The 5,061-nt window shown below is 71.5% G+C and carries 5 protein-coding genes; 3 read left to right on the forward strand and 2 right to left on the reverse strand.

What is annotated here, in order from left to right; genetic code table 11:
* Positions 1-128: 128 nt before the first annotated feature.
* On the forward strand, positions 129-947 hold the full coding sequence (locus ACFXBC_RS34640; RefSeq protein WP_385033954.1) for a YceI family protein: 819 nt from the start codon (positions 129-131) through the stop codon (positions 945-947).
* A gap of 87 nt (positions 948-1,034) precedes the next feature.
* Positions 1,035-1,505, forward strand: a complete 471-nt coding sequence (locus tag ACFXBC_RS34645) for a PPOX class F420-dependent oxidoreductase (protein WP_385033956.1) — start codon at positions 1,035-1,037, stop codon at positions 1,503-1,505.
* 71 nt (positions 1,506-1,576) lie between these two features.
* Here the strand turns inward: ACFXBC_RS34645 and ACFXBC_RS34650 are convergent, their stop codons facing one another.
* Both ACFXBC_RS34650 and ACFXBC_RS34655 read right to left on the reverse strand, forming a co-directional pair.
* A complete protein-coding gene (locus ACFXBC_RS34650) occupies positions 1,577-2,422 on the reverse strand; it encodes a TetR/AcrR family transcriptional regulator (RefSeq protein WP_385033959.1) in 846 nt (281 codons plus the stop codon).
* Between the two features lie 48 nt (positions 2,423-2,470).
* Entirely contained in the window at positions 2,471-3,976 is a 1,506-nt protein-coding gene (locus ACFXBC_RS34655) for an MFS transporter (protein WP_385033962.1), read from the reverse strand.
* Positions 3,977-4,135: 159 nt separating this feature from the next.
* On the opposite strand from ACFXBC_RS34655, the gene ACFXBC_RS34660 reads away from it, so the two are divergent.
* Complete coding sequence (locus ACFXBC_RS34660; protein ID WP_385033964.1) at positions 4,136-5,014, forward strand: endonuclease/exonuclease/phosphatase family protein; 879 nt, start codon at positions 4,136-4,138, stop codon at positions 5,012-5,014.
* The last annotated feature ends 47 nt before the right edge of the window (positions 5,015-5,061 follow it).

The raw sequence follows: 5,061 nt of genomic DNA on the forward strand, positions 1-5,061 counted from the left end.
GGCGGGGGGGGCGGCCGGGGGGGCGCCCCCCCCCCCCCCCCCCCCCCCCCCGGGGGGGGGGGGGGGGGGCGGGCCCCCCCCCCCCCCCCCCCGCCCGGGGCCCACTTTTTTGAAGGAGAGAGAACGGGATGGGACTTCGCGCACAGGTACGGACGCGCGACGGCTGGGCGGTTCAGCACGCCGTGGTGACCGTGACCGACATGACCGGTGCCCAGGTACTGCGGGCGCAGGTGGGCGAGGACGGCACGGTGAGCGCCGACGCGGCCCTGACCCCCGGCCCGCACACCGTGATCGTGACGGCCGTCGGTTACGCGCCCGCCGCGTCCACGGCCTTCGTCACGGCGAGCGGCCGTGCCGATGTCGGCACGGTCGTACTGGCCAGGCAGGGCGGTGTGGAACTCCCGCCGCCCGGCACCTGGACGCTGGACCCGGCGCACTCGTCGGTGGGGGCGGTCGCCCAGCACCTGGGGATCTCCAGCGTGCACGGCCGGTTCACGGAGTTCGTGGGCCGCATCGAGATCGCCGAGGACGTAGAGAAGTCGCGGGTCGAGGCGGTCATCGCGACGGCCTCGATCGACACGGGCAACGGGATGCGGGACGGCCATCTGAAGTCCGCGGACTTCCTGGACGTCGAGAGCTACCCGCAGATCACCTACAGCAGCACCGGGATCACCCCCGCGGGCCCGGACCGCTGGACGGTCCACGGTCAGCTGTCGCTGCACGGCGTCGCCCGCGAGGTCGACCTGAACCTGAGCTACCTGGGCACGGGCCCCGACCCGTGGGGCGGGGTACGCGCGGCCTTCCACGCGACGGCCGAACTGCGCCGCGAGGACTTCGCGATGAACTACAACCAGGTCGTCCAGGCGGGCATCTCGGCCATCGGCACGACGCTCAAGGTCGAGCTGGACATCCAGGCCGTGCAGGGGGACTCGCTGCCTGCGGTGTGACCGGCAGGCGGGTCCGCGGCGCAGCCGTGGTACCGCAGCACAGCCCAGGGCCCGGCCGGTCCTGACGGTGCGACGTATCGTGCAGCCATGGCACCCAACATCGCGACCAACACCACCGTGGAACTGCCCGCACTGCTCGACTTCGTACGCCCCAGGCACCGGGCGATCCTGCTCACCACCCGCTCCGACGGCCGCCCCCAGGGCTCCCCGCTGACCTGCGGGGTGGACGACTCGGGGCGGATCGTCCTCTCGACATACCCCGAGCGCGCCAAGACCCGCAACGTACGGCGCGACGCCCGGGTGAGCGTCATCGTGCTGTCGGACGAGTGGAACGGCCCCTGGGTCCAGATCGACGGAACGGGCGAGGTCATCGACTCGCCTGACTCGGTGGAACCGCTGGTGGAGTACTTCCGGAACATCTCCGGCGAGCACCCGGACTGGGACGAGTACCGCGCGGCCATGGTCGAGCAGGGCAAGTCGATCATCCGGATCACCCCGGAACGGTGGAGCCCGATCGCGACCGGCGGCTTCCCTGCCCGGCTCGCCGAGGACAGCTGAGACCCGCGCCACGGGGCCGCCGCCGTACTCCGGTCACAGCGCGGCGGCCCGCCCGCGGCGGCCGGTGGGGCTCATGTCCCGGGAAGCCCCGGGTCCTCGCCCCGTTTGGCCTCGATGCCCGCGATCAGCAGGTCGAGGGCGAAGTCGAAGTCGCGCTCCCGCATCTCCTCGACCGTGTCACCGCCGCGCGCCGCGATCACGTCCTGGGCCTGCTCGAACGTCCGCCGCAGGGAGGGCTGTTCGCTGATGGTGCCCATGGCGTGCTGGTGGTACTCGTCCTGGGTCATCCCGGCCCTGGCACAGCGGTCCCTGAAGTGGCCCTCGACGGTGCCGAATCCGTAGACGAACTGGAAGACAGCGGCGAGGCCCCCGGTCTGGCCGCGCAGCGGCAGATCGGCGCTGCGCATCACGTCCTGGGCGGCCGACGAGAACTCCACCGCGTGCGGGCCGATGTTGAGGAACACCCCGACCAGCGGGGAGACCCAGGGGTGGCGGACCAGGACGCTCCGGTATCCGGCGGCGAGGCGGCGCAGCTGAAGCCGCCAGTCGGCTTCGGGCTCGTTCCCGACCCCGGCGGCTTCGGGCTCGGCTCCGGCCTTGTCCCCGCCCTCCTCCCCGTCCGCCTGCCCGGGCAGCGTCAGTTCGCCCATCACCGCGTCCAGGGCCAGTTCGAGGAGGTCGTCCTTGGTGTCCACGTACCAGTAGACCGACATCGCCGTGACGCCCAGTTCGGCGGCGAGCCGGCGCATGGAGAACTTCGCGAGGCCCTCCGAGTCCAGCAGCCGGACCGTCGCCGCGGTGATCTTGTCCAGGTCGAGCCCGTCCGGCTGATCCGTTCTGCGGGTGCGCGTCACCTTTTCGCCCAGCCAGACACTGGTCCGCGCGGGACCCTTCGCGCGGTCGGCCGCAGTCACCATGGCGCGCCTCCTCCGGAACGTGTGGATCCACCGGTACCGGTGTCGATGTTAGGCCGCTGTTACCGGTGAGTCTGCCCGCTCGGCCCTGCGGAGCAGCACCGCGGCGAGCAGGCCGCCCGCAAGTACCGCTGCGGCGCCCACCAGTTGACTCGTCTGCAAACCGGAGGCAAAAGCGTCCGCCACCCTGCCGCGCTCGCCCGGCCCGTCGGCGGCGGCGAGAGCGGCGGGCAGCGAGGAGGCCCCCAGCGCCGCCGGCAGGAGAGCGGCGAAGCGGGAGTTGAGTACGGCGCCGAGCACGGCGACGCCCAGGCCGTTGCCGAATTCGGCCAGGGTGCCGTTGACACCCGCTCCGACCCCGGCCTTCTCCGGCGGGATCGCGCTCATGATCGCGTTGGCCATCGCGGGCATGGCACACGCGATGCCCGCGCCCATCACCACAAGCCCCAGCAGCATCCCCGGGTAGCTGTCCCCGCCGAGCAGCGCGATGGCCACCAGACCGGCGGCGAGCGCGGTCATCCCGACGGCGATGGTGCCGGGCGTACCGAGCCGGGGCAGCAGCCTGGCCGAGACCCCGGTGAGGTTCAGCGCCACGATGGTCAGCGCCAGGGGCGCCGTCCGCAGCCCCGCGTCCAGCGGCCCGTAGCCGAGCACGAACTGCAGATGCTGGGTGAGCAGGAAGAGCGAACCGCCCATACCGAAGGCGACCAGGATCGCCCCGGCGACGGCGCCGACGAAGCGCTGGTCGCGGAAGAAGTGCATGTCCAGCATGGGGAACGGAATGTGCAGTTCCCAGGCGGTGAACCCGGCCAGGAAGACGATGCCGATGGCAGCCGAGAGGAGGACATGGGCCGAGGTCCAGCCGTGGGCGGGGCCCGAGATGATCGCGTACACGACCGCGGTCATCCCGACGGTGGAGAGCAGCGCACCGAGCAGATCGGGACGCTCTCCGGACGGGTTCTTCGACTCCGGTACGAGGGAGACGACCGCGGCCAGCGCGACGACGGCCACCGGGATGTTGACCAGGAAGATCGCGCCCCACCAGAAGTGGTCGAGCATCGCACCGCCGATGAGCGGCCCGGCGGCGAAACCGAGTGAATTGACCGTGGACCAGAGGCCGATGGCTTTGACCCGCTCGGTGTTGTCGAAGATCTGGACGACGACGGCCAGGGTGGTGGTCATCAGCAGCGCGCCGCCGACGCCCATGCCCGCGCGGGCGGCGATCAGCTGTCCGGTGGAGTGGGCGAGCCCCGCGACGAGCGACCCGGCGCCGAACAGCGTGAGGCCCGCGATCAGCATCTTCTTGCGGCCGTAGCGGTCGGCGGAGCTGCCCGCGGTGAGCAGCAGGCCCGACTGCACGAGTGAGTACGCGTTGATCATCCACTGGATGTCCGCGGTGGACGCGCGCAGATCGCGGGTGAGCGACGGGATCGCGACGTTGAGGACGGTGTTGTCGAGCAGCACGGTGAGCTGGGCCAGACAGATCACGCCGAGGATCACCCAGCGCTGGGGGTGCCGGGCGGCGGTGCTCTCGTGCTCGGCTGCGGTGGCCGTCATGCCGACTCCTGGGTGTGGAGGGGTGGGGCGGGAGCGGAGCTGATGTGGTCTGCCGGGTCCCGTACGGCCGGGCCGACCGTGGAGTCGTACACCGTAAGGGAAATCCTTCTACGGTGTACATTCGTTTTGCGCCGATCCGCTTGCGGGTAGTGACGTCCGATGAAGCTGACTGGTCGTGTTGCTGAAGTGCTTCTGGTCTCCGGCCTCCTGGCGGCGCTGGCCGTGCCCCCGGCTCAGGCGCAGGCCCACGCGCAGGGGCAAAAGCAGGGGCAGACGGGTGTACGGGCGCAGGAGCACCCCGAGCGCGCCCGCAGCCGTGATGTTCCGCTGCGGATCGCCTCGTACAACATCCACGCGGGCGCCGGGATGGACAACGTCTTCGACCTGGACCGGCAGGCGTCCGCCCTGCGTGCGCTGCACGCGGACGTGATCGGCCTGGAGGAGGTCGACGTCCACTGGGCCGCGCGCAGCGAGTGGCGGGATGTGGCGGGTGAGCTGGCGGAACGGCTCGGGATGCGGGTGTACTTCGCGCCGATATACCGCGTCGGCGGGCGGGAGTTCGGCGTGGCGGTGCTCTCCAGGTACCGCATCCTGAAGGCCGTGAACCACGAGATCACCCGCCTCTCCACCCAGGACCCGGACCCGGTCCCGGCGCCCGCGCCCGGCTTCGGTGAGGTCGATCTGCGGGTGAAGGGCGTACCGCTCCATGTGTATGTGACGCATCTGGACTACCGCGCCGACCCCTCCGTACGGGTGAGCCAGGTCGCCGAGACCCGCCGCATCATGGGGCGGGACCACCACCGCAAGATCCTCCTGGGCGACTTCAACGCCACCCCGGACGCACCCGAACTGGCGCCGCTCTGGCGTGAACTGACGGATGTGGACCCGGGGGCGCCGACGTTTCCCGCGCTGAATCCGGTGCAGCGGATCGACTATGTGGCGGTGTCGCGGGGGGTGGGGGTGCGCGGCGCCGAGGTACCCGACACGCTCGCGTCCGACCATCGGCCCATCGTGGCGGATGTGTCGCTGGAGCGGTAGGCGGGGAGCGCGGAGAAGGGGCGGGCCGGGGAGTCTCTCCCCGGCCC

The organism is Streptomyces sp. NPDC059398 (assembly GCF_042751845.1).
Taxonomy (GTDB): domain Bacteria; phylum Actinomycetota; class Actinomycetes; order Streptomycetales; family Streptomycetaceae; genus Streptomyces.